The sequence below is a fragment of the Bacillus sp. 01N45 genome (assembly GCF_056399205.1).
Map to the genome: position 1 here is coordinate 250,071 of NZ_JBFTQW010000003.1, position 24,119 is coordinate 274,189.

A 24,119-nucleotide genomic window follows, 5' to 3' on the forward strand; every position below is an offset into this window, starting at 1 on the left:
TAATAACGGAGCTACCGTCTAAGCCTAGACAAATGCTTCAGCTTAGCACTCAAGGGCGATGTTCGTCGACGTGAACCATCGGTTTTCAGCAACCACCGACTCTCTGTGAGGCTTCACAATCAACTACTCCTCCCTCTCAACGCTTTCTTATTGTTATAAAGAGTTGTTATCCAACTTTATTTTCTTCGTAAATCTTCTCTCCATCTTCTACAACTAACTTTCGGAATTCTTCTAATAAACGATTCGTATGTAGACCTGTTTGCCCTAAACCAATCGTTCTACCATCTACTGTCGTAACAGCAATTACTTCAGCAGCCGTTCCTGTTAAAAATACTTCATCAGCTACATATACATCATGCCTTGTAAATAACTCTTCTCTAACGTCATATCCAAGTTTTTCACCGATTTCTAATATAGCGTTTCGTGTAATGCCTTCTAACGCTCCAGCAGAACTTGGTGGTGTAATTAATTTATTTCCTTTTACAATAAACACGTTATCTCCTGAGCCTTCAGCTACGTATCCTTGATCATTTAACATAAGTGCTTCTTGTACTCCAGCTAATTTCGCTTCAATACGAACTAAAATATTGTTTAAGTAATTTAAAGATTTTACTTGAGGCGACAAAACATCTGGACGGTTTCGGCGCGTTGCAACTGTTACAACTGGAATCCCCTTTTCATAATATTCTTGCGGGAATAAAGATAGTTGTTCTGCAATTACTACTACATTCGGTTTCTTACAAGAATCAGGATCTAATCCAAGATTTCCTGCTCCTCTCGATACAACAAGGCGAATGTATCCATTAGATAATTTATTTTGTCGAATCGTCTCAACAACAATATTCGTTACTTCATCTAAAGAATATGGAATTTCTAACATGATGGATTTTGCTGATTCATATAACCGGACAAGATGCTCTCTCAAACGGAAAACATTACCGCTATATACTCTAATTCCTTCAAATACTCCATCGCCATATAAATAACCATGATCATATACTGAAACTTTTGCCTCGTCTTTTGGAACAAATTCTCCATTTAAGAAAATCCATTGCTCGTTCACTGGAAAGCGCCTCCTATGTTCTATGAATTTTTTATTGTTTCCTAGTTTACTCTCCTTTCTAAATAAATCAAGTGAATTTTTAGAAAATTTATAATCTTTAATCGTACGTACATCTTTGATTATATTGATTTAACAGCATTGTTAACGTTTACAAAAAGTCAAAAAATTTTTTTTGTCAATTTCCACTAAAAAAATATTTGTTTAAAAGAAGGATTTTCATCAATTGATACGAATCTATTGTATTCAATAAACGGACGTCCGTTTTTATAAATTCGGTAATATATAACGACTTTTGCTGAAAAAGGGGGAAAATAATATAAATAACGCTGTCTAAAAATAACATTCATATTTTTCGTTTCGTAATCATAATCCTATTTTTAAAAAACAATTTGTCAAAATGAAGGAGGAAATCAATATGGCGTGTGTACAAATTAAAGGAACGAGACAAGAGGTAGTAGAAATGCTTCAACTATTTGATCTAATGGATACGAAAGGTTTTTGTAAATTCGATAATTATGTAGAGGTAGAACCAAATAATAAAGAACATAATAATTTTATTGCTTCAATTGACATTCATTCAAATACTTCTTCTGCCCAAGATACTTTAAACGATCAATTCGTAAGTCAAATGCTTACTGGTGTATATAACGACTAAACAAAGATTTACTTCCTACCGTCTTTTCATAAATATATGCAGTGGACTTGAGCATACTAGCAACTAGATGGTAGGAGGTGAGAATTATGGCTAGAATTGGCGTTGAAAACTCATTAACAGATGTTCAACAAGCTCTTCAGCAACAGGGACATGAAGTTGTTACCCTTGGCTCCGAACAGGATGCACAAGGGTGCGATTGTTGTGTTGTAACTGGGCAAGATTCTAATATGATGGGTATTGCAGATGCATCAATTAAGGGATCGGTAATTGCAGCTCATGGTTTAACAACAGATGAAATTTGTCAGCAAGTAGAGAGCCGCACTTAAATGTATTATACAAAAAGAAAGAGGACTCCTTTTCAAAAGGAGTCCTCTTTTTTATATTCACCTAACGGGAAAGTAACATATACTGGATGAAAGCCCTACCTCTCTCTCATCATTACGGTTCCACTGACCGCTCCTTGATTCACTAGTATACATATAAAGCCTACAATAATAATTTATAGGGTTTGTTCACAAAAGTTGTTGGTAAGACTACCCGATCTTTCGCAAACTTTTCGTATTATATTTATAAGATTTATTTACTTTACACTAGCTGTAACCGAGACACGAATTAAAATTTTAACACTAATACAATAACTTGTCAACATTTTTTGTAAATTAAAAACAGACAGTAACGGTTTGTCTGTTTTAGAATGGAGCTTTTTCTTTTATTACATATACAACAAAACCGCTTACTAACATACATAAGCCAACTACTAAGTTTTTGATATTAATCATAAATTCCTCTCCCTTATTCCACACATCATATATATTTACAGTTCAATTATTCCGATCATCTTAAAGCGCACTTTTTCTAATATATCATAATTCCTAAAAAATGCAAGTTCACTTTTGGCGACCATTTACAAATTTATCTACAGTGCTTGGTACCGTATTTAAAGCCTTTTCAATTAAATGTGTACTACTATTGAGGTGTAATACTTGCACACCGTTAGAACCGACTACTAAAAAAGCAACTGGGCTAATAGAAACCCCAGCCCCGCTTCCGCCTCCAAATGGATGGCTTTGCTTCTTCTCTTTATGCTGCCCTTGTCCGTTATTATGCTTTTCGGAAATAAAATCACCTTTAAAGTCACTTCCGCCGGCACCAAAACCAAAAGCCACTTGAGATACTGTTAATACTACATTTCCATCAGCTGTTGAAACTGGACTTCCGACAATCGTATTTACATCTACCATCTCTTTTAAATTTGTCATTGCTGTTTTCATTAAATCTTCAATTGGATGTTCCATTATGTATTGCACCCTTTCCTCATTATTCTTTTTTATACTTTCCAAAATAGAGGAAGTCATACTAACTTTTCCTATTTCAAAAAAACAATTTTACTCTTCTAAGTGGAATTACGCCTTGTACTCGTTCGGATAAAGTGAAACTTTAATCAGCAGGGCTTTGTTCATCCCCCATTGATTATTAGCCATCAGCAATCAGATGTTTACGGGCTACAATAGCGGGATAAAAAAGAAAAAGAGATGCATACTACTATTGAACCTTGTTATGAAAGGAGCCATGACTTTGACTGAGAAATTTGATGAGTATAAAAAAAGAGATAGAATAGATAGTGATTATAGTGACTATAAAGAAGAATATGCAGCTGAGGTTGCACCACAGCGCATTGATTATGATTACGATGAGAAAGATAATAAAGATGATGTAAGATCGTCCGCCGCTGGATCAACTGCTGGCTTTATCGCTCTTGCCTTATCTATCTTATCACTCTTTACCTTCCCAACATTATTTGGTCTTGTTTCTGTATTACTAGGAATTTACGCTTATAATCGCGGAGCTACTGTAACTGGTGGTATCGCTGCGATTGTCGGCGGAATTGCAGCACTCATTGCAATTTTATTCCGAGTAGCACTTGTCGGATTATTGTTCTCCCTTTTTTAAAAAGAAAAAGGTATCTCGCTTATGCGGGATACCTTATCCTGTAAATACATCTTCCGATGGATATTTAATTTTTTGTTTTGCTGGTCGCGCTAAAGAAAAAACAAGTGTTAACGGTCCAATTAATCCACAAAACATAACAAACATAATAATACATTTTCCAAACGCTGATAACTTTGCAGTAATCCCCATCGTTAACCCTACTGTTCCAAACGCTGAAATTGTTTCAAATAGTAACTGAATAAAACTAAAGTTTTCTGTAAGCATTAATACAAATACTGCTGCAAAAATGAGTATTTGACTGGCAACAGCAATGGCTAACGCTCTCGTTACTGTTGACATTTTTATCGTGCGCTGAAATAAAACGATTTCCTCTTTTTTTCTAAAGAAAGAAAGGACGGATGTAACTAAAATAACAAACGTTGTTAATTTAATCCCTCCACCTGTCGATACACTTCCTGCACCAATAAACATTAAAACCATCGTAAATAATATAGATGATTCTTCCATCCCCCCGTAGTCAACTGTATTAAATCCAGCAGTACGAGGAGTAATACCTTGGAAGAAAGAAGCCCATAACTTTTCATTTAAAGGTAAATCTCCTAACGTCTTCACATTATTATATTCCAATACAAAAATCACAATCATTGCTATAACATTTAACGCTACCGTTCCAACAATCATGATTTTAGAATGAAGGGATAATTTTCGAAAGCTACGACTATACCATATATCAATTAATACGGTAAAACCGAGACCACCAATTACGATTAATGAGCAAATCCCTATATTAACAATAGGATCTCCTACATACCTCGTTAAATTATCCGGCCATAGAGCAAATCCAGCATTATTATAAGATGCAATAACATGAAAAATACTATAGTATACACCTTTTCCAAAGCCAAACTCTGGAACAAAGCGAAACGATAAAAAGATGACTCCAATAAGCTCAATACAAATTGAAAATATAAAGACACGTTTTACTAATTTTACAAGACCACCTATATTTGTTTGATTAAATGCCTCTCCGATTAATAATCGATGGCGTAACCCGATTTTTTTACCTAATACCCAAACAATTAAAATGGCAATTGTCATAAGACCTAAACCACCTGTTTGAATTAAAAACATAATAACAATCTCGCCAAACATCGTAAACGTACTTGCAGTATCTACTACTCCTAATCCGGTTACAGTTGCTGCTGACGTTGCCGTAAAGAAAGCATCTACCCAACTAATATGTACTTTCGTTGCGAATGGTAACTTTAATAACAAACCGCCAACCACAATTAAGCAGAAAAAACCTAGTGCTAATATTTGTGGTGGATTTAATCGTATAAAACGATTATACAGCCCTTGTCTTTTTGTTACTTCCATGTTCACTAACTCCCTTTTCCCCTCATAACTAAAGGCTTATAAGAAACCTTACATAGCGGGATAAACCTTATATTCTTATAATATAGTTGAGCATAATCCTTTTTTTTAAAGATTTCAACTTTTATTTATACTCGAACTCCACTTCATTTTATGACAAGAAACTTTCTATTATATTTATTCGTACTCTACAACTCTCGCAACAATCATTTTATATGTATCATTTCTCAAATTCTCATACCTTTCACTCTATGTTCACATCAAGGTCACATCCAACTTTTATAGTATATGTATCGAAGTTGTTCCTCCCTAATTTATAAGACATTCCCCAGTGTCTTGAACAACTTCCATCCCTAATTAAATTGACATAAATTGTCCCCTTCCTTAGGCCATCATTTGCGATGGTCTTATTTTTTTGTTTACTCTATACTTTATATAAAACTCCCTCTCTCTTTCACTCTATGTTCACATGGGGGTCACATCCAACTTTTATAGTATATATATCGAAGTTGTTCCTCCCTAATTTATAAGACATTCCCCAGTGTCTTGAACAACTTCCATCCCTAATTAAATTGACATAAATCGTCCCCTTCCTTAGGCCATCATTTGTGATGGTCTTATTTTTTGTTTACTCTACCTCTTATTTAAAACTCCCTCTCTCTTTCACTCTATGTTCACATGGGGGTCACATCCAACTTTTATAGTATATGTATCGAAGTTGTTCCTCCCTAATTTATAAGACATTCCCCAGTGTCTTGAACAACTTCCATCCCTAATTAAATTGACATAAATTGTCCCCTTCCTTAGGCCGTCATTTGTGATGGTCTTATTTTTTTGTTTACTCTATCTTCTATTTAAAACTCCCTCTCTCTTTCACTCTATGTTCACGTGGGGGTCACATCCAACTTTTATAGTATATGTATCGAAGCTGTTCCTCCCTAATTTATAAGACATTCCCCAGTGTCTTTGAATGGCTTCCATCCCTAATTAAATCGACATAAATTGTCCCCTTCCCTAGACCATCCTATGTGATGGTCTACTTTGTGTTCTAACTAGATTCCCCAACTTTTTTGCTTACTTTAGCAAAAGCAATCTATATTTAAATACATATTTTCATACAAAATATTCAGAAAATACTGTCAAAATAGGCGGTTTTTCTGTACAATTAATGTAGAAAGTAATTTCACAAAAATAAAGGGGGGGTTTTATTGAAACAAACAAAAGCAATCTTAATCGCATTATTTCTCGGTTTAGTCGTCGGACTCACTTTAAATTTAGCTGCACCATCCATTTTTGAACCATTAAATCAATATGTGTTCAATCCACTTGGTCAATTATTTATTCGCCTCATTAAAATGCTAGTTGTTCCTGTTGTATTCATTTCTATCGTGCTTGGATCTGCTGGGCTTGGAGACCCGAAACAACTTGGAAGAATCGGCTTAAAATCAATTTCATTCTTTCTTGTAACTACAGCCGTTGCCATCTCTATTGCAGTTACATTTGCACTGATTATACAACCAGGATCTGGCGGTAACTTTAAAACCGAAGGGCTTAAATATGAAGGGGCAAAAACCGAAACATCTTTCGTCGATACATTGCTAAATATCGTACCAGATAACCCAGCAAAAGCGATGGCTGATGGAAACATGTTACAAATTATTGCCTTTGCCGTATTAATCGGACTCGGTATAGCTATTTTAGGAAAACGGGTTCAAGGTATCCATTCATTACTTGAACAGGGCAACGAATTAATGATGTATCTTGTTAATCTCGTTATGAAATTAGCTCCAATCGGAACATTTGGATTGCTCGCTTCATCCGTTGGTAAAATGGGTCTTGCAGGCGTCGCTGCGATGTTCAAGTATATGATTGTCGTTATGCTAGTACTTATTATTCACGGCGTCTTCGTCTATGGCGGATTATTAAAGGTATTAGCAAAAGAAAGTATTGTCCGTTTCTTTAAACATTTCGGACCGGTAATGGCAATTGGGTTTAGTACATCTAGCTCTAATGCATCTCTTCCGTTTGCAATGAAAACAGCACAAGAAAAACTTGGCGTTCCAAAAGCGATAAGTTCTTTTGTACAACCACTAGGTGCAACAATTAATATGGATGGTACTGCCATTATGCAAGGTGTAGCAACTGTGTTTATCGCTCAAGTATACGGAGTTGAGCTTACTATGTCCCAATTAGCTGTCGTCGTATTAACTGCTGTACTAGCTAGTATCGGTACTGCTGGTGTACCAGGTGTTGGACTTGTAATGCTTACGATGGTTTTAAATCAAGTAAATCTACCGGTAGAAGGTATTGCCTTAATTATCGGTATTGATCGCATTTTAGATATGTCAAGAACAGCTGTAAATATTTCCGGTGATGCAATTTGCGCAATGATCGTCGCAAAATCAGAAGAAAAATATAATACGGATCAATCCGCAGCATCTTAAATCAAAAAAGGAGTGAATTATTTCACTCCTTTTTTGATTTACTTCCTTTTTTCGAACGATATTCTTTTCCTTTATTATCATTACCAGTCTCAAATTCAGTACTAAACTCTTGCTGAAATTGTCCTGATTTTGGTGAGCCTTGATTTCCGCTCCCTTTACTACCATTTCGATTTGTCATATGTCTGCCCCCTTCCTTTACTAGTAGTATGTTACATATTTTCTTTTTTATAATCTTTTACATACGAAAGAAGACCTTCCTCTCATAAGGAAGGTCTTCTCCTTTATTACGTAAGCGTTTTCTTACCTGTGATGAATTAAATAAGTTTTTTAGAAATTGATATCATTATATTCATTTCTTCTTCTGAAAGCGTGGAGAATCTTTCTTGTAAATATTTCTTTTTCTCCCCTTCCATTTTTGCAACTAAATCTTTTCCTTGTTCTGTAATCTCCAAATATACAACTCTGCGATCTGACGTAGAACGTGAACGAGTTACAAAACCTTTATTAATTAATTTTTCTGTAACAGCTGTAATATGACTATTCGACACATTTAACTCATTGGCTACACGTGATACCATTTCTTTATTCGTACGATTCAATATTCTAAGGACGATGAACTCATTCCACGGTATGTAACCACCAAATATCTTTCCAATATCATTACGCAACGTGCGGAACATAGCAAAAACATTTGTCGATAGTTCTTCCATTAATTGCTCTCGATTTTGAGACAACTTTGACAGCCCCTTTTATTTCATTTAGTTAAATAAAAACCTTATTAATAATTTTACATGAAATCTTACTTTTTGTCACCTTATTTTCCCACAATTCGTAGTTTTTTAATAGATATTTCATGATACAATAAAGTTGATTTTCCAGAAAAAGGGGATGGAATAGTGAGTGAAGAAGAAAAATTTTCTAATCTCAATCTAAAAGATAAGACTTTGATTATTGGTTTTGTTATTCTGTTTCTCATTATAATTTTTGCATTTATATTCTTTGTTTATGTAGGAATCTTTCATATTACAGGTATAGAGTATAGATCACGCACTGCTTTACTTCTATTTTTTCTATTAATCACTTTCTTAGACGGTATTACATTCTTTATCTTCGGTTTCCTCAAGGCGTTGCTATATCCAATGACAAAAAACATGCCAAATTGGCTGGCTATTACTCTTTTTGCAATCATTGAAATTACGCTAGATTGGTTCGTCATTCATACTGCCGATGATTGGATAGAGAGCGTACAACTGTCCAATCTTACTGAATTATGTGTCGTACTATTCCTTTTCCTATTAAATCAATTATTAAGTGACAAGAAAGAGTAAGAATGCAAGCTTTTCTATATAAAAATTGGTACAATGAAAACAAATCATACTAAAGAGGTGTTACTTATGAACTTACAACAATGGGCTGATAAAGGTATGTCCTTTGATACATATGTGAATGAAATGAAAGTAAATCAATATGAGCTACTGCACATTTACAATAACTTTTCAATTCCAAATGAATTACTTCCTGTATTAGAAGAACGCCAAAATGATGGCTGGCGTGTTATCGTATTAACAGCTGATTGGTGTGGTGACGCTCTTTTATGCGTACCTGTTATGAAACGAATTTCTGAAGTTGCAAATATTGATATGAGATTATTAATTCGCGATGAAAACTTAGAATTAATGGATCAATATTTAACAAATGGAACAGCACGTGCCATTCCAATTTTTATTTTCATTGATAAAGATGGAAATGAACAAGCCGCTTGGGGACCACGCGCTCCAAAAGTACAAGAGTTAGTAACTTCAATGCGCGCTACATTGCCTGAAAAAGAAGATCCAACATTCGAAGAGAAACAAAAAGAAATGTACGCTAATTTCCGTGCTACATTAGCTGATGATACTTCTCTTTGGGAACATGTAATGGAAAGCATGATGGAAAAAGTAGTAAAATAAAAAAACTGCCGAACTCGGCAGTTTTTTTATTACATAATGAAGAAATAGAATACCGCAGCTAAAATGAAACGATAGTAAGCGAACGGTGTTAGTTTTACACGACCTAATAATTTTAAGAATGAAACAATTGCAAGCATCGCAACAACGAATGCTGTAATAAATCCTGTTGCAAATAACGGGATATCAGCCGCACTTAATATATCCCAGCTTTTAATTAAATCTAAACCACTTGCAGCTACCATCATTGGTACTGCTAAAATAAATGTATATTCAGCCGCCGCTGTATGTGACACGCGAGCTAATAAACCACCACTTATTGTAGAACCAGAACGAGAAAATCCTGGCCAAAGCGCTAAACATTGGAACATCCCAATTGTAAATGCTTGCTTATATGTGATTTCATCTAATGTTCTTGCTGTACTTGGTTTCGAAAACTTCTCAGCAACAATCATTAAAATACCACCAGCCACTAAACTGATGACAACTGGGCCTGGCCCAAATAAAACTTCTTTAATCGCACTATGGAACAATACGCCAAGTACGCCGGCAGGAATCATCCCGATAATAATATGTAATAAATTTAACGATGGTCCATCTGTTACTTTCCCAATACCTACTAAAGACCATAGACGCTTCCAAAATATAACAACAACTGCTAAAATCGATCCCAATTGAATAACAACTTCGAAAACTTTCGCTCTCTCGTCGTCAAATCCAAGTAAATGACCTGTTAAAATCATATGTCCTGTTGATGAAACTGGTAAAAACTCTGTTAAACCTTCAACAGCACCCATGATTATTCCAATTAACCAATCAGCCACGAGTAGTGCCTCCTTAATAACAAATATGTAATTTTTCACACCTTATCATAATACCTTATCCCCTTTTAAAGTGCATCCTTTTTTTATTGATTGTACATGTTGTATGCGCGTATTTCTTTTCTATTTTTTGATTAAATTGTATGATAGTATGAGTTTGTTTTTTTAGCGGAAAGGGGATTTTATGAAAGAAACTAATTCATTCTCACAAAAATTAAAGCAATTTGTATTACTATTTTTCCCGATTTTCGTAACGCAAATGTCATTATTTGCAATGAGTTTTTTCGATACGACAATGTCCGGGCACGCAAGTCCTATTGATTTAGCGGGTGTTGCTATCGGAACAAGTATATGGCTTCCCGTTAGTACCGGATTAACAGGAATTTTAATGGCTACTACTCCAATTGTTGCGCAGCTAGTTGGATCAAAGAAAAAAGAGGATGTTCCCCAAGTTGTCATACAAGCAGTATATTTAGCAATTTGTGCTAGTTTCGTGGTCATCCTTATCGGTTTCTTCACTGTTTCACCTATTTTAAACGGCATGCGCCTGGAAGAACCCGTGGAACGTATTGCGGCACAATTTTTAAGTATTATTGCAATTGGAATTATCCCTTTATTTACTTACACTGTTTTACGCGGCTTTATTGATGCATTAGGAAAAACTCGCACAACGATGATCATTACATTACTATCATTACCAATTAACGTAGTATTAAATTATGTATTAATTTTTGGTCATTTCGGTTTTCCAAAACTCGGTGGTGTTGGAGCGGCAATTGCTTCTGCAGCAACCTATTGGTGCATTTTAATCATTACCGTTATTATTATTCGTACGAAAGAGCCTTTCGCATCTTTCAATATATTTAAACAATTATATCGTCCTTCTCTTTCAAGTTGGACTGAATTCTTAAAACTTGGCGTCCCTATCGGATTTGCTATCTTTTTTGAAACGAGTATTTTCGCTGCGGTGACACTTATGATGAGTAATTTTAGTACGACAACAATCGCTGCTCATCAAGCAGCTATGAACTTCGCTTCCTTGTTATATATGACTCCTTTAAGTTTAGCAATGGCAATGACCATCGCTGTTGGATTTGAAGTTGGAGCAAAGCGATACAATAACGCAAAACAATATGGATTTATCGGGATTGGCTTAGCACTTGCATTCGCCCTATTATATTCAATTCTTCTCTACTTCTTTGATGATGCAATTGCTTCAATTTATACGACAGATATACAAGTTCATCATTTAGCAAAAGAATTTCTTATATTTGCGATTTTATTTCAAATTTCAGATGCAATTGCAACTCCTGTACAAGGGGCACTACGTGGTTATAAAGACGTAAATGTTTCCTTAATTATGACATTAATCGCTTACTGGGTAATAGGTCTCCCTCTCGGTTACATATTAGCAACTTATACTGACTGGGCAGCAAAAGGATATTGGATCGGTCTTATTATCGGTCTAGCATTTGGCGCTATCTTCCTTCTTGTCCGTCTCTTTCAAGTTCAAAGAAAATATACAACAGAAAACCGCCGCTCACGATAGAGGGGCGGTTTTCTTTATGCATATTTTTTCTTTGAACGTATAACATAATGAAAAAGAAAGGTGGATACATATGGACGAAAAAGAAAAAAAGCAATCATTCGATGAAGAATTCGCCCCTGAAATTTCACCTGGATATCGGCAAGATGTACATAAGCCACCTAAATATAAAAACACCTCGTTTTTAATGGGCATTACCATTTTTGCTGCGGTGTTACTCGTACTCATCATTTTCGTTTATTTTTAAGGAAAGGTGACATATTATATATGAAGAAACAAGATTCCAATCGTTCAAAAAGAACTGTGAAAACAGAAAAAGGGTATGCAGGTGATTCTGTTCTTACACAGAAACAAGTCGAGCAAGGAAATTTATATATTGCTCAAAAAGAACTTGGTCAACAAAATGAAAACCTTTAGAATCCCTCAAAGAACTGGGGGATTTTTTTATCCGCTATTTGTAGCACTAATTCATGTTTCACTTTATTGTACATACTGTTTTTGTTCTAACACCTTAAATATATTATTAACCTTTACAATTTTTATTTCATAATTCAATTTCATTTCGCTTCTCTTACCATTTTCAGCACCCGCAACGTACGCTACAGTTTGATAACGAAAACTTTCATCCGTCACTTCACGTATGTCCTCGTTTGTAAATTTATACTCTAAATCCCGAAACCGATTTGGATAATAATTTCCTATTAATTGTTCATACCCTCTATTTACAAATAGTACTTCACCTTTTCGTTTCACATCTTCTTTATTATTAAGCTCAAACACTGATAATTGCTCTGTCACAAAATGTTTTCCTACCTTTTTCATTTCATTATGAGTTAAAGTTTCTATACTTTTGTTCTTTAATTCATTATTTAATCCGTACTGATTAATCGGTTTAAAGCTAGCAAAAACCTCTTCTTTATATGACCAAAACAATCCAAAAGCGATACATAGAGAAATGATGAATAGTCTTTTCTTCGTAATACTCCCGCCCTTCTTCATAATGATAGTTGTATTTTAACATATAGAAAGAAAATTCTGATATCATAAAGTGGAATAACTTAATTCAGAAACGAGGAACAATTATGGACTCTTACAAACAGTATATAAAAGAAGCTTTGCCTAATCTTTCTATACATTCATATAAACAAAATGAAGAAGGATGGGATAATGTAGCAGTTATAGTAAATGATGAGCTACTGTTTCGTTTCCCGCGAAAACAAGAATATGCAATGCGAATTCCTTTAGAAAAAGAACTGTGCATAATTCTCTCTCATTTGCTACAAGAAATCGAGGTTCCAAAGTATCACCTATTCTATAAAAAGGATACTGATACTATTCCCCTCTGTAGTTACTATACTCTCATTCATGGTGAACCGTTTAAAAAAGAGATAGTTACCAAGCTAGAGAAAAAAGAACTTGAAGTAATTATTACACAATTAGCGACTTTCCTTGCGGCTCTACATAGTATTCCTTTAAAGCGTGTGAAGGCATTAGAATTCCCTATAGAAAAAACACTCACCTACTGGAAAGAGCTACAAACAAAATTAACTCAATATCTTACTAACAGTCTTGCTTCATACCAGAAATCAGCGTTAAATTGTTTATTCGAAAATTTCTTTATATGTATCGATACATCCACTTTTCAAAAAACAATTATTCACGCTGACTTTACACATCATCACATTTTATTTGATCACCAAAATAAAACCATTTCAGGTATTATCGATTTTGGTGATGCTCAAATTGGAGATCCCGCCTTTGATTTTGCTGGGCTATATTATGATTTCGGACATGAATTTACTACATCAGTATATGAACAATACAGTACGCTTATTTCACACCATGATCCATTACTCATTCACCGCATCACGACCTTTTATCAATACAGTCCTTTATTACATAATATGATTTATAACTTTGAAACAAAGAATGAACTTGAATTCCTAGCAGGTACAGAAAAACTGAAAGTAATACTACAGGGCCGAGATTAAATTCTCTCCCGATATTCTCTCTCTTCATACATCATTAACTTTTTATCCATTTCAACAATAATTTGATACAGTTGAAACGCTTGTAAAATTTGCAGTTGAATTCCAAAAGGAGCATTCTGTTCTTTTAACCATTGAAATACTTTCGTTTCATCTTTCATTGATTATTCCTCCCTTTATTAAAATCTGCTACAAATATACGGTAAATGATGAAAAGCTTTTCATGTCAATAACAAAAAAGGATGCAAAATTGCATCCTTTAATGTACGATATTTTTCTTCTGCTTCGCTTCTTTCTTTACTTCTTCCCTTTGGCATTCACTACGAAACGCACAACTCATACACTCAGAACGAAAATGACGCTCTGTATAATGCTCAGGTTGTTGCAACATTTCTTTCATTCTAGATAAATCAGCCATGCCAGTTATAATATCTTCCTGTTTCGGAATGTACTCATACTTAGTTCCTTCTATTAAATTAATAACTTCAATTTTTCCTGGAAGAATGCCGAAAGCTTTATAACTGAATACTGTCATTAACTTTTGACAAAGAGCAAGCATTTCCTCATCCGCATCGACAACATACTTTTTAATTACAAACGACTCAGTACTCCACTCACCAACTTCTAATGTCAATGACATGTGGACACCTAACTCTTCCATATATGTTTGAAATTTTTCATACAAAAATAACGGCGGTGTCTGACTATCATCTCTTTCAACAAACTGTAATAAGTGATCTGTTAGCTTCGCTAACACAATATAATACTCCGCCTTCGAAGCAAACATATTAACCCTTACTTTTTTCCAATACTTTTCTATTAATATTAAAAGTACAATTTTCGTTTGTTGGCCCGCAGGTAGTGTGTAATATTCGTTAATAATTCGATTCACAATCATTTGTGCGATTTGTTGCCATTCAAACGAAGAAGGTTCTCTTCTTTTTATATGACGAAAATAAAATTTATGCGGGCAACGCATAAAATCATACAAATGATAATCTGTCATCGTTTTGATTGCGATTTTCTCATGCACTTGCTCTCCATCTCCCTTCTGCCATTAAGAAAGGTGTTTTACAAATTCAGCTCCAAACTGTAAACATTTTTCTACATCTTCATCTTCTGGCGTTAATTCTACTTTTAGTCCTTCTAACACAACTGCAGCTCCGCGCTCTTGTAGCTTTTCTATTAAAATGTCAACCGCCACGCCGTATTTCGGATAAGCCGAATCACATGATCCGAATACTGCTGCTTTTTTCCCATTTAAATCAATAGAATCCATTGCGTCATAAAAATCTAAGAAATCATCAGGAAGGTCACCATCTCCCCAAGTGTAAGCACCTAAAATAATTCCATCATACTGTTCTAGTATAGAAGCCTCTGGTGAATCCATAATATCGATCACTTCAATTTCATTTTCTGTTTCACGAATTGCACCCGCAATATGATCAGCCATTTCCTCTGTATTTCCACTCATACTTGCAAATATCATTACTAACTTACTCAACTGAATCTCTCCTTTTACCTTGTATCTCTTTTTCTGTTGGAAGTGTACTCTTCTCATCTACATATTCAGATCGAATTACATTTCGTTGCCATTCCATATGCTGATCAACATCTTTATTTTTATCTTTTAATCCCCTCCGTAGAAGGTGAAATTTTTTTCTCATTAACATGTCGCATCCATCCTATTGATAATAATTATCAATTTCAACTACCCTTAGATTAATTGACAGTGATTATCAATGTCAACAACTATTTTTAAAAAAATGATTAAAATGTACAAGCTTGTCCGTTAGCTATTCATATACTATAAATGAGCATAGTTCTTTCTCAGCCCTCTCTGACGGAAAGAAATAAAAGCAACTGCGATAGAGCGCAGTTGCCTTTTTTTATACTTTTTTACGATTTTAGTAATCTTATCGCTGTCTCTAGAAATAATTCCACTCCATAAATTAAAGCTGCTTCATCTACATCAAATTTTGGATGATGATGTGGATAACAAGTATCTATCTTTTCATTCCCCGTCCCCAATTTAATGAAGCAACCCGGTGCTTTTCTTAAATATGCTGAAAAATCTTCTCCTCCCATAGAAGGTTCAAGCTTCACAACACGCTCATTCCCAAACAAATGTAGTGCACTTTCTTCTACTACTTTCGTAATATATTCATCATTAATAACCGGATCATATCCATATCGATACGTATATGTATACTTCCCTCCATGCGCTTTTGTAATTCCTTTCACGATTTGCTCAATTTTCTCTTCTGCTTCTATTCTTAACGCTTGATTAAAAGAACGCACAGTTCCCATTAAAGTTGCTGCATTAGGAATAATATTATCAGCCATTCCCCCATGAAACTGCGTAACTGAAACAACTCTTTGCATGAAAGCACTTGTATTTCTTGATACGATATGTTGTAAATTTGTAATAATCTGCGCTCCGATAGCAATAGGATCTATCGTTTCTTCTGGCCTCGCCGCATGCCCTCCTTTCCCTTGAATTTCAACTGTAAATACGTCCGGTGCCGCCATCATCGGTCCATACGCAATTCCGATTTTCCCGCTCTCCAATCCAGACATAACATGTAAACCTATTACATAATCAACACCATCCATCACGCCTGCCTCAACCATTTCTTGTCCCCCGCCAGGATACACCTCTTCTGCGTGCTGAAAGAAGAGACGAATCTCACCTACGAAATCTTCCTTTATATTTGATAGCACCTCTGCTGTACTTAACAAAATAGCTGCGTGAGCATCATGCCCACATGCATGCATCATTCCTTTATTCACAGACGTATAAGATTTCCTTGGCTCTTCTTGAATTGGTAAAGCATCTATATCAGCTCGAATCGCAACTACTTTCCCTTGTCCCGTCCCTCTTTTAATTGCTAGTACACTATACTTCGTCGGTCTCGTTACTTCAAAAGAAGAAAATGAACATAATGTATCATATATAAATTGTGAAGTTTCTTTTTCATGAAATGATAATTCCGGATATTTATGAAAATGCTGTCTCCACTTAATAATGTTTTCTTCTGAAATAAGATCCTTCCACATCCTCTTCATCAGAAATTCCTCCTCTTATGAAACTTTAACAATTCATATATTAACTATGAAAAACTCAAACAAATATTACATTTCTATACATTCTCCCAGACCACTTTTATACATTCACACAATCCACTTCCTATTTACATGTCAAACCCATTACAAATTCATGCTGAATGTAATATAATTGCTAAGTTAGGGATTTTCTTTTTTAGTATTTAGTGCTAATATCAGAAAAGAGCCTTTTGACTTATTTTTACCTAAAATGTGGAATTTTGTTTTTTTCACAATAATGTAGGACATGATACCTACAAAGAGCTATCATTTCATTAAGAGAGGGAAAGACATGGAAAGATTAAAAGAGATATGGTCTCGACCACTCACACAATGGGTTGCAAAGACGGTTTATTACCTTGCAATTTTATTTGCATTGCTTTGGTTGTATGGATTCCATGATACAAACACAAGTACATTTATTTACAACGAATTTTAGGGTGGGAACGTTATGAAGTTATTAGAACAAATTGAAAAGTGGGCTATTGAAACGCCTGATCAAACTGCTTTTGTTTGGCGAGATGCGAAAATTACGTACAAACAATTAAAGGAAGATTCTGATGCGTTAGCACATTGGATTTCTTCTGAGTATCCAGATGATCGTTCACCAATTATGGTGTATGGCCATATGCAACCTGAAATGATTATTAACTTTTTAGGATGTGTAAAAGCTGGACACGCTTATATTCCTGTAGATTTATCTATCCCAGCTGATCGTGTACAACGTATCGCTGAAAATTCTGGTGCGAAACTACTTTTATCAGGAACTGAAGTAACTGTAACTGATTTACCAGTTCGCATTGTAAGTGAAGACAACTTAAAAGATATTTTCTTTACTCATAAAGGGAACACTCCAAATCCTGAACATGCGGTAAAAGGTGATGAGAACTTCTACATTATTTACACATCAGGAAGCACAGGTAATCCGAAAGGGGTTCAGATTACTTATAACTGCCTTGTAAGCTTTACAAAATGGGCTGTAGAAGATTTCAACTTACAAACAGGACAAGTATTCTTAAACCAAGCACCTTTCTCATTCGATTTATCTGTCATGGATATTTACCCATCATTAGTAACAGGTGGTACACTTTGGGCAATCGATAAAGATATGATTGCACGTCCAAAAGACTTGTTTGCTTCTTTAGAGCAATCGGATATACAAGTATGGACTTCAACACCATCTTTCGCAGAGATGTGTTTAATGGAAGCATCTTTCTCTGAGAGTATGCTACCGAACATGAAAACATTCTTATTCTGCGGTGAAGTGTTACCAAATGAAGTAGCTAGAAAATTAATTGAGCGTTTCCCGAAAGCGACAATTATGAATACGTACGGTCCAACAGAAGCTACTGTCGCTGTAACAGGTATTCACGTTACAGAAGAAGTGCTTGATCAATACAAATCACTTCCAGTTGGCTACTGTAAATCAGATTGCCGCCTTCTTATTATGAAAGAAGATGGCACCATTGCACCTGATGGTGAAAAAGGTGAAATCGTAATTGTCGGTCCAAGCGTAAGTGTTGGATATTTAGGAAGCCCTGAATTAACAGAAAAAGCATTTACTATGATTGACGGTGAGCGCGCCTATAAAACAGGCGATGCTGGCTATGTTGAAAATGGTCTTCTATTCTATAATGGTCGTCTTGATTTCCAAATTAAGCTGCATGGTTATCGAATGGAATTAGAAGAAATTGAGCATCACCTTCGTGCGTGTTCTTACGTAGAAGGAGCAGTTATCGTTCCAATTAAAAAAGGTGAGAAATACGATTATTTATTAGCGGTTGTTGTTCCTGGCGAACATTCATTTGAAAAAGAATTCAAATTAACATCTGCAATTAAAAAAGAACTCAATGAGCGATTACCAAACTACATGATTCCACGTAAATTCATGTATCAATCTTCTATTCCAATGACACCAAATGGAAAGGTAGATCGCAAAAAATTATTGAGTGAGGTTACAGCATGACCGCATATGGATCATTTTATTTTTTCGCTATAGTGGGCATTTTATTAATACCTACTATCATAGCTGGACTAAAAGGTAAAATGTTGCGTAAATATAATGCCGTTTTAACATTAGTAATGCTCGTTATTATCTTCTCGGATAAACCGAAGCAAGCGATTATGTTAGCCGCATTTATTATTTGGCAATATGCCCTTATTAAAGGCTATTTAATTTTAAGAAAACAAAATAATAGTACATTCATGTTTTGTATAGCTGTTATTTTATCGATTTTGCCACTTATTTTGGCAAAAATCGCACCATTTGTACCTGAATTACATTTTATTGTTTTCGCGGGTATGTCTTACGTAACATTTAGAGCTGTACAAATGGTCTTTGAAGTTCGTGATAATTTAATTAAAGAACTTTCCTTCTTTAATTTCTGGGAGTTTGTTTTATTCTTCCCTGCGATTTCAAGTGGACCTATTGATCGTTACCGTAGATTCCAAAAAGATATTCAAAAGCCACCTAGCGCTGAAGAATATCAAAAGTTACTATATACAGGGCTTAACCGTATTTTCCAAGGTTTTCTGTATAAATTTATAATCGCGCACTTAATAACAACATATCTTGTAAAGGCAGTATTCGCCAATCAAGATACACTTTTATCTAATACGATTTTTATGTACGCTACTAGCATGCAATTATTCTTTGACTTTGCAGGTTATAGTGCGTTCGTAATTGGTATCAGTTACATGATGGGAATTAAAACGCCAGAAAACTTTAATAAGCCATTCCTTAGTCGTAATATTAAAGACTTCTGGAACCGCTGGCACATGAGTTTATCATTCTGGTTCCGTGATTTTATTTACATGCGTTTCGTCTTTTTTGCAACGAAGAAAAAGTTAATTAAAAACCGTTACACAATTTCGTATATCGGTGCATTTTTAAACTTCTTCATTATGGGAATTTGGCACATCCAAGGAAGCGCTGTTGCGCAGTATGTTATTTATGGTCTATATCATGCCGCACTGTTTATTTTATTCGATATTTTCGAGCGAAAAAACAAGAAGCATAAGTTTTGGCCAAACAATAAATTTACACACGTCCTTGCGATTGTAATTACGTTCCACGTTGTATGTTTCGGTTTCCTAATTTTCTCTGGACACCTTAACAGATACTTTTAATGCACCCTTCTTATACTAGTAAGAAGTTGCACATATAATATATTTCGGATATAAAGGAGATTTTAAAAATGGCAGAATTTAAAGAGCAAGTATTAGATATTTTAGAAGAAGTATGTGAGAACGATATTGTGAAAGAAAACTTAGATGTTCAATTATTTGAAGAAGGTATTCTTGATTCTTTCGCTGTAGTATCTTTATTAGTTGAATTCCAAGAGCGTTTAGATATTGAAGTTTCTATTTCTGATTTTGACCGTGACGAGTGGGCTACACCAAACATGGTTATCAAGAAGTTGGAAGAAATCCGATGAACAAAGCAAAATTTGGTCCGATGCTTTTAGCATTGGCCCTTTTTGCTGTATTCTTACTTATTCCAACGCGCTTTCTACTTCCACTTTTAAGTGATGAAAAAGTAGAACAAGCTGCCACTTCTTTAAAAGAAGAAAAGATTCAAAGTATGATATTACAGCAAAAGATGTTAGCAGACCCGAAATACCTTCCGATGTACGGTTCATCGGAATTCGCACGTATGGATGCTTTCCATCCATCAAATTATTTCAAAGTAAAGCCTGAAGGGTTCACACCATTCCTACTTGGACGCGGAGGAACACAAGACCTTGTACATGTGTTAAACTTTGCATCTACAATGGATCAATTGAAGGGTAAGAAAATGGTATTCGTTCTTTCTCCTCAATGGTTTGTACCACAAGGTATTGATGAAACACACTTTGCACCTAACTTTTCAAAACAACAAGGCTATCACTTGCTTTTCAATGATGACTTACAGCCTGAAATGAAAAAGCAAATTGCAAAACGTTTATTAAACTTTGAGATCGTCAAGAAAGAAACTTTACTAAAAATTTCGCTTGAAGGTATCGTTTATGATGATACAAAGCATAAAGTAAAAGCACTTGCTGCTAAACCTTTCGCTTATATTTATCGTAACATTTTAGATCGTAAAGATTTATTTACAGCAATGTTTGATATTAAACCGCATAAAGAAAAACTTGACCCTTCATTAAAACAAATGAATTGGGAAGAAGCTCGTAAACATGCAGATCAAACTGGTGCAGTAGAATCAGGTTCTAACGAATATGGTATCGAAGATGATTACTTCAACAGCAAAATCAAGAAGAAATTAAAGCAACGTGAAGGCTACTTAAAAAATGATGCTTATGATCAATCGCCAGAATATGAAGATTTACAAATTGTACTTGATTTATTAAAACAATCTGGTGCAAAACCACTCTTCATTTCTGTTCCTGTAAAAGGTCCTTGGTACGATTACGCGGGCTTCCCGAAAGAACGCCGAGAATTGTACTATAAGAAAGTTCATGAGCAAATTGAGAAAGCTGGCTATCCAATTGCCGACTTCTCAAATCATGAGTATGATAAATACTTCTTAAAAGATCACATGCACTTAGGTTGGAAAGGCTGGGTTTATATCGATGAAGCCATCCAACAATTTTATAAAGCAAACTAAAGAAAAGACCGCTTGAATTATTCAAGTGGTCTTTTTCTATATACACTTTGCAATTGTTCGATTACGTTATCTGCTTCTTTCATCACTCGCTCCACTACATGCTGAGCTGATTCTATTCGCGCTAATGATGACGCTTGTCCTGCCCAAAGTGACATATATTCTCCTTTATTTTGTTTTGCTGCTTCTTGGCGTATTTTAGAGGTTAATACATTTTGCACTGGATACATCGGAAGCCCTTCTTCTTTCCCTTCATGTCTCTCTATAAATTCATTACGAATACCCCGCGCATATTTCCCGGAAAACGCACGGGTCACAGTTGTACTCGTATCTGTACTATGTAACACTGCTTCTTTATACACATCATGCGTAATACTTTCTTTACTCGTTAAAAAGGCTGATCCCATTTGAACAGCTTCTGCCCCCAGTGTAAATGCCGCAACAAGCCCTTGTCCGTTCATTACACCACCTGCTGCAACAATTGGGATATGCGGGACTGCTGCTACTAACTGTGGAATTAATGCAAACGTCCCAATCATAGCGTCCTGTTCTTTCCCAATAAACGTTCCTCTATGCCCTCCTGCCTCGCTACCTTGACCGACAATAATGTCTACTCCTAATTCAGCAAGCACCCTCGCCTCTCTCACATGAGTAGCTGTTCCGATGACTTTTATTCCTCTTCTTTTTAAGTCATCTATTTCTTCTTTTTCTAACGTTTGAAATGCAAAGCTAACGACTGGTACGTTTTCTTCTACTAACACTTGTAATTGTTCTTTATAGCTTTTTGGAAGCTTTATCGTCTCTTCTTCCTCTATACCGAATTCTCTATTCACTCCGCTAAGTAATACCTTTGCCAAGTTTACTTTCTCTTCTTCTATCTGTATCTCTTTCGTTAACAGTAAATTAACACCGAAAGGCTTATCAGTTCGTTCCCTTATTTTATAAATTGCTTCACGAATTTGCTCAGGGCTCATATAGCCTGCTCCAAGCGTTCCTAGTCCTCCGCTATTACTTACAGCTGCAACAAGCTCAGGCGTCGTAATTGCACCTGCCATACCTGCTTGAATGATGGGATACTTAATTTGTAATGTATCTATAACTCGACTTGTAAACATCATTTCTCCTCCTATTCCCCTTATATCTTCTTTATTTGACAAACTTTCCCCTTCTTTTACAAGGGTTGAACTTCCTATGAAGCGAATATATTGAAAGTGAAGGAGGCTGAAAACAATGATATATCCAAATGCGTTACAACAAGGTGATACAGTAATGATTATTGCACCGTCCGGCCCACCAACAATTGAAAATGTATTAAAAGGGGTAACCCTATTACAAGAAATGGGTTTATCTGTAGTAATTGGGAAGAGTGTTTATAAGAAATATGGATATTTAGCTGGAAGTGATCAAGTTCGGCTCGATGATATACATGAAGCATTTACAAATAATGAAGTAAAGGCCATTTTCTGTGCACGAGGTGGTTACGGAAGTGCTCGTCTCCTCCCTCACATTCAATATGAAATCATTCAGCAGAATCCAAAAATCTTTTGGGGATATAGCGATATTACAGCTTTACATACGGCCTTTTCACGTTATGCAAAGCTTGTTACTTTTCATGGTCCAATGGTTGAAGAATTAGGTAAAGGTGTAGATTCTCTTTCTTTATCTTCTTTCAATCAACTATTCCATCCGTATTCAACCATCTTATCTGCTTCAGAATGTATCGTACCTACCTCTCCATGTACAGTTACAGGCACATTGGCGGGAGGAAATTTAACTGTATTAACGAGTATAATTGGCTCACCCTATGAGATAATTACGGCTAATAAACTTTTGTTGCTTGAAGACATCGGGGAAGAACCGTATCGCATTGACCGTATGTTAAATCAGCTACTTATATCTGGAAAGTTTAATGAATGTAGCGGTGTTATTTTTACAAGTTGTCACGACTGCACTCCTTCTAAACCATCTCAATCATTGCAAACAATACTATATGAATTTTTCGCACCATATCATATACCTGTCCTATTCGGTTTACCGATTGGACATATAAGCCCAAACATCGGGATTCCTCTTGGAGCTACAGCGACAATAAATACAAATAATAAAACAATCTCTATTTCTTCTGGCGTAGCCAATCCGTATTCAAATTAAAAAGGAAAAGCGATTCCGCTTTTCCTTTTATTTATAATAATTAAAAATTCGTCCAGATGCGATATCTGCAACTTCTTCTGGAATAAATGTTTTACTTATATCAGTGCCAACATTTAATACTGCTGTAGCATCTTTCTCAATGCTACCAAATAATTCTTTTCCACGTATCGTAATAAGGGGCGTTCCTTCTGGCAACACGTCTTTTACAAATTCCATTTGTGTAAAGAACGGAACGATCCATCTACCCTCTCCTTGGAAATGACGCAAACGAAGTATTCCTTCTGTTGCCCCGTCCTCTGCTTCTAGTGAACCAGCAACATAAAACTCAGTAGATAAGAGCAATTCATAAAATTCCTTTTGCTTCTGTTTATCGTCCCCTGCTACAACAAGTACTTCTTCTATTCTCTTTACCGGAATTTGCTCCATATGATGCCACCCCTATTTCAAAATGATTGTACTTAGATTATACG

31 protein-coding genes and 1 other annotated feature (1 of these 32 only partly in view) are annotated in these 24,119 nt (G+C 35.3%); of the genes, 16 read left to right on the plus strand and 15 right to left on the minus strand.

What is annotated here, in order from left to right; all coding sequences use genetic code 11:
- Positions 1-149: a binding site (T-box leader), on the minus strand; it reaches 79 nt to the left of the window's first position.
- 17 nt (positions 150-166) lie between these two features.
- The gene (ilvE, locus tag AC1DMU_RS09035; protein WP_087985494.1) at positions 167-1,063 is read right to left on the minus strand and encodes a branched-chain-amino-acid transaminase; all 897 of its coding nucleotides are present in this window, start codon (positions 1,061-1,063) and stop codon (positions 167-169) included.
- A 415-nt stretch (positions 1,064-1,478) separates the two neighbouring features.
- On the opposite strand from ilvE, the gene AC1DMU_RS09040 reads away from it, so the two are divergent.
- Positions 1,479-1,718, plus strand: a complete 240-nt coding sequence (locus tag AC1DMU_RS09040; RefSeq protein WP_000752504.1) for a DUF3911 family protein — start codon at positions 1,479-1,481, stop codon at positions 1,716-1,718.
- Positions 1,719-1,804: 86 nt separating this feature from the next.
- Complete coding sequence (locus AC1DMU_RS09045; RefSeq protein ID WP_060489510.1) at positions 1,805-2,044, plus strand: YkuS family protein; 240 nt, start codon at positions 1,805-1,807, stop codon at positions 2,042-2,044.
- Positions 2,045-2,407: 363 nt separating this feature from the next.
- On the opposite strand, the gene AC1DMU_RS09050 is transcribed toward AC1DMU_RS09045, so the two are convergent.
- Together AC1DMU_RS09050 and ytfJ are read right to left on the minus strand one after the other, a co-directional pair.
- Positions 2,408-2,497, minus strand: a complete 90-nt coding sequence (locus AC1DMU_RS09050) for a hypothetical protein (protein WP_000608225.1) — start codon at positions 2,495-2,497, stop codon at positions 2,408-2,410.
- Positions 2,498-2,605: 108 nt separating this feature from the next.
- A complete protein-coding gene (gene ytfJ / locus AC1DMU_RS09055) occupies positions 2,606-3,073 on the minus strand; it encodes a GerW family sporulation protein (protein WP_053078521.1) in 468 nt (155 codons plus the stop codon).
- Between the two features lie 202 nt (positions 3,074-3,275).
- On the opposite strand from ytfJ, the gene AC1DMU_RS09060 reads away from it, so the two are divergent.
- Positions 3,276-3,668 (plus strand): imidazole glycerol phosphate synthase, encoded by a 393-nt coding sequence (locus AC1DMU_RS09060; protein ID WP_137012683.1) that lies wholly within the window; start codon positions 3,276-3,278, stop codon positions 3,666-3,668.
- A 33-nt stretch (positions 3,669-3,701) separates the two neighbouring features.
- Here the strand turns inward: AC1DMU_RS09060 and AC1DMU_RS09065 are convergent, their stop codons facing one another.
- Entirely contained in the window at positions 3,702-5,045 is a 1,344-nt protein-coding gene (locus tag AC1DMU_RS09065; protein ID WP_088062622.1) for a TrkH family potassium uptake protein, read from the minus strand.
- A 1,205-nt stretch (positions 5,046-6,250) separates the two neighbouring features.
- Here AC1DMU_RS09065 and AC1DMU_RS09070 point away from each other — a divergent pair.
- Positions 6,251-7,486, plus strand: a complete 1,236-nt coding sequence (locus AC1DMU_RS09070; RefSeq protein WP_000814822.1) for a dicarboxylate/amino acid:cation symporter — start codon at positions 6,251-6,253, stop codon at positions 7,484-7,486.
- Positions 7,487-7,508: 22 nt separating this feature from the next.
- Here the strand turns inward: AC1DMU_RS09070 and AC1DMU_RS09075 are convergent, their stop codons facing one another.
- A complete protein-coding gene (locus AC1DMU_RS09075) occupies positions 7,509-7,664 on the minus strand; it encodes a hypothetical protein (protein ID WP_000184933.1) in 156 nt (51 codons plus the stop codon).
- A gap of 136 nt (positions 7,665-7,800) precedes the next feature.
- Complete coding sequence (locus tag AC1DMU_RS09080) at positions 7,801-8,220, minus strand: MarR family winged helix-turn-helix transcriptional regulator (protein WP_137035313.1); 420 nt, start codon at positions 8,218-8,220, stop codon at positions 7,801-7,803.
- Positions 8,221-8,382: 162 nt separating this feature from the next.
- Between AC1DMU_RS09080 and AC1DMU_RS09085 the strand changes: the two genes are divergently transcribed.
- Together AC1DMU_RS09085 and AC1DMU_RS09090 are read left to right on the plus strand one after the other, a co-directional pair.
- A complete protein-coding gene (locus AC1DMU_RS09085) occupies positions 8,383-8,814 on the plus strand; it encodes a YrvL family regulatory protein (RefSeq protein WP_087984835.1) in 432 nt (143 codons plus the stop codon).
- Positions 8,815-8,847: 33 nt separating this feature from the next.
- Complete coding sequence (locus AC1DMU_RS09090) at positions 8,848-9,435, plus strand: thioredoxin family protein (protein WP_097890357.1); 588 nt, start codon at positions 8,848-8,850, stop codon at positions 9,433-9,435.
- Between the two features lie 29 nt (positions 9,436-9,464).
- Here the strand turns inward: AC1DMU_RS09090 and uppP are convergent, their stop codons facing one another.
- Positions 9,465-10,256, minus strand: a complete 792-nt coding sequence (uppP, locus tag AC1DMU_RS09095; protein WP_060489503.1) for a bacitracin resistance undecaprenyl-diphosphatase — start codon at positions 10,254-10,256, stop codon at positions 9,465-9,467.
- Between the two features lie 181 nt (positions 10,257-10,437).
- Here uppP and AC1DMU_RS09100 point away from each other — a divergent pair, with 181 nt between their 5' ends.
- The 3 genes from AC1DMU_RS09100 (at position 10,438) to AC1DMU_RS09110 (ending at position 12,216) form a co-directional block, all read left to right on the plus strand.
- Positions 10,438-11,802 carry an MATE family efflux transporter gene (locus tag AC1DMU_RS09100; RefSeq protein WP_088062618.1) on the plus strand — a complete coding sequence of 455 codons (1,365 nt, stop codon included), beginning with the start codon at positions 10,438-10,440 and terminating at the stop codon, positions 11,800-11,802.
- Between the two features lie 70 nt (positions 11,803-11,872).
- Positions 11,873-12,046: a hypothetical protein gene (locus AC1DMU_RS09105; RefSeq protein ID WP_000343559.1), complete on the plus strand. Its 174-nt coding sequence runs from the start codon at positions 11,873-11,875 to the stop codon at positions 12,044-12,046.
- 20 nt (positions 12,047-12,066) lie between these two features.
- Positions 12,067-12,216, plus strand: coding sequence for a hypothetical protein (locus AC1DMU_RS09110; RefSeq protein ID WP_000743739.1), 150 nt, complete (start codon positions 12,067-12,069; stop codon positions 12,214-12,216).
- Positions 12,217-12,279: 63 nt separating this feature from the next.
- Here the strand turns inward: AC1DMU_RS09110 and AC1DMU_RS09115 are convergent, their stop codons facing one another.
- Positions 12,280-12,798, minus strand: coding sequence for a biotin transporter BioY (locus AC1DMU_RS09115; protein WP_088062617.1), 519 nt, complete (start codon positions 12,796-12,798; stop codon positions 12,280-12,282).
- An 83-nt stretch (positions 12,799-12,881) separates the two neighbouring features.
- Between AC1DMU_RS09115 and AC1DMU_RS09120 the strand changes: the two genes are divergently transcribed.
- Positions 12,882-13,790, plus strand: a complete 909-nt coding sequence (locus AC1DMU_RS09120) for an aminoglycoside phosphotransferase family protein (RefSeq protein ID WP_088062615.1) — start codon at positions 12,882-12,884, stop codon at positions 13,788-13,790.
- Here the strand turns inward: AC1DMU_RS09120 and AC1DMU_RS09125 are convergent.
- The 5 genes from AC1DMU_RS09125 to amaA form a co-directional block, all read right to left on the minus strand.
- On the minus strand, positions 13,787-13,948 hold the full coding sequence (locus AC1DMU_RS09125; RefSeq protein WP_046958209.1) for a hypothetical protein: 162 nt from the start codon (positions 13,946-13,948) through the stop codon (positions 13,787-13,789). The genes AC1DMU_RS09120 and AC1DMU_RS09125 overlap by 4 nt on opposite strands.
- 98 nt (positions 13,949-14,046) lie before the next feature.
- Positions 14,047-14,820, minus strand: a complete 774-nt coding sequence (locus AC1DMU_RS09130) for a hypothetical protein (protein WP_088062612.1) — start codon at positions 14,818-14,820, stop codon at positions 14,047-14,049.
- Positions 14,821-14,844: 24 nt separating this feature from the next.
- Positions 14,845-15,291 carry a flavodoxin gene (locus AC1DMU_RS09135; protein ID WP_000041145.1) on the minus strand — a complete coding sequence of 149 codons (447 nt, stop codon included), beginning with the start codon at positions 15,289-15,291 and terminating at the stop codon, positions 14,845-14,847.
- Positions 15,284-15,460, minus strand: a complete 177-nt coding sequence (locus tag AC1DMU_RS09140; protein ID WP_016088748.1) for a hypothetical protein — start codon at positions 15,458-15,460, stop codon at positions 15,284-15,286. The genes AC1DMU_RS09135 and AC1DMU_RS09140 overlap by 8 nt, the downstream gene beginning before the upstream one ends.
- A gap of 226 nt (positions 15,461-15,686) precedes the next feature.
- Positions 15,687-16,856: an N-acyl-aliphatic-L-amino acid amidohydrolase gene (gene amaA, locus AC1DMU_RS09145; RefSeq protein ID WP_088062610.1), complete on the minus strand. Its 1,170-nt coding sequence runs from the start codon at positions 16,854-16,856 to the stop codon at positions 15,687-15,689.
- Positions 16,857-17,184: 328 nt separating this feature from the next.
- On the opposite strand from amaA, the gene AC1DMU_RS09150 reads away from it, so the two are divergent.
- The 5 genes from AC1DMU_RS09150 to dltD all read left to right on the plus strand — a co-directional run bounded on the left by AC1DMU_RS09150 (position 17,185) and on the right by dltD (position 21,501).
- A complete protein-coding gene (locus AC1DMU_RS09150; protein WP_000440293.1) occupies positions 17,185-17,331 on the plus strand; it encodes a teichoic acid D-Ala incorporation-associated protein DltX in 147 nt (48 codons plus the stop codon).
- Positions 17,332-17,343: 12 nt separating this feature from the next.
- A complete protein-coding gene (gene dltA, locus AC1DMU_RS09155) occupies positions 17,344-18,858 on the plus strand; it encodes a D-alanine--poly(phosphoribitol) ligase subunit DltA (RefSeq protein WP_000770525.1) in 1,515 nt (504 codons plus the stop codon).
- On the plus strand, positions 18,855-20,021 hold the full coding sequence (gene dltB, locus AC1DMU_RS09160; protein WP_088062608.1) for a D-alanyl-lipoteichoic acid biosynthesis protein DltB: 1,167 nt from the start codon (positions 18,855-18,857) through the stop codon (positions 20,019-20,021). Before dltA ends, dltB begins: the two co-directional genes overlap by 4 nt.
- A gap of 68 nt (positions 20,022-20,089) precedes the next feature.
- Positions 20,090-20,329, plus strand: coding sequence for a D-alanine--poly(phosphoribitol) ligase subunit DltC (gene dltC / locus AC1DMU_RS09165; RefSeq protein ID WP_000807310.1), 240 nt, complete (start codon positions 20,090-20,092; stop codon positions 20,327-20,329).
- Positions 20,326-21,501 carry a D-alanyl-lipoteichoic acid biosynthesis protein DltD gene (dltD, locus tag AC1DMU_RS09170; RefSeq protein WP_088062606.1) on the plus strand — a complete coding sequence of 392 codons (1,176 nt, stop codon included), beginning with the start codon at positions 20,326-20,328 and terminating at the stop codon, positions 21,499-21,501. The genes dltC and dltD overlap by 4 nt, the downstream gene beginning before the upstream one ends.
- Before the next feature lie 17 nt (positions 21,502-21,518).
- Here the strand turns inward: dltD and AC1DMU_RS09175 are convergent, their stop codons facing one another.
- Complete coding sequence (locus AC1DMU_RS09175) at positions 21,519-22,613, minus strand: NAD(P)H-dependent flavin oxidoreductase (protein WP_088062604.1); 1,095 nt, start codon at positions 22,611-22,613, stop codon at positions 21,519-21,521.
- Between the two features lie 115 nt (positions 22,614-22,728).
- On the opposite strand from AC1DMU_RS09175, the gene AC1DMU_RS09180 reads away from it, so the two are divergent.
- Positions 22,729-23,649 carry a S66 peptidase family protein gene (locus tag AC1DMU_RS09180; RefSeq protein WP_088062602.1) on the plus strand — a complete coding sequence of 307 codons (921 nt, stop codon included), beginning with the start codon at positions 22,729-22,731 and terminating at the stop codon, positions 23,647-23,649.
- Between the two features lie 27 nt (positions 23,650-23,676).
- Here the strand turns inward: AC1DMU_RS09180 and AC1DMU_RS09185 are convergent, their stop codons facing one another.
- A complete protein-coding gene (locus tag AC1DMU_RS09185) occupies positions 23,677-24,075 on the minus strand; it encodes an SseB family protein (RefSeq protein ID WP_000435201.1) in 399 nt (132 codons plus the stop codon).
- Positions 24,076-24,119 lie beyond the last annotated feature (44 nt).